Genomic DNA, 534 nt, shown 5'->3' on the forward strand with positions numbered 1-534 from the left:
CAGTTTGCGGAACCCCTCGGTGCCGTCGATCGGGCCCGGCGAGATCGAGTTGATGCGCACGCCCTCGCCGCCCCACTCGAGTGCCAGCACGCGCGTGAGCTGGTCGACGCCGGCCTTGGCGGCGCAGGCGTGGGCCTGGTAGCGCATCGGCACGAAAGACTGCGGCGCCGTGATGTTGATGACCGAGGCGCCCGGCTTGCGAAGGTGCGCGTGCGCCTGCCGCAGCACATGGAAGCTGCCGACCAGGTCGATGTCGACCACCACCTTGAAGCCGTTGGACGACATGTCCTTGGCTTCGCAGAGGAAGTTGCCCGCGGCGCCCGACACCAGCACGTCGATGGCGCCGAAGCGGTCGACCGATTCCTGCAGGGCGCGGCCGACGGCGGCGAAGTCGCGCACGTCGGCACAGACGCCATGCACCTCGCCGCCGTGGCCGCGCAATTCACCGACCGCCGCCTCGACGTTCTCGGACTTGCGGCTGGCCACCGTGAGCCTGGCGCCCTGGCGCGCGAACGCGTGAGCGATGCCGAAGTT

General features: G+C 70.0%; 1 protein-coding gene. It reads right to left on the reverse strand.

What is annotated here, in order from left to right; genetic code table 11:
- Positions 1-534 (reverse strand): SDR family oxidoreductase (locus ACXJ3V_RS20675; RefSeq protein WP_457102230.1); only part of this gene is annotated, 534 nt, incomplete at both ends.

The sequence above is a fragment of the Microbacterium sp. P5_E9 genome (genome assembly GCF_054049175.1).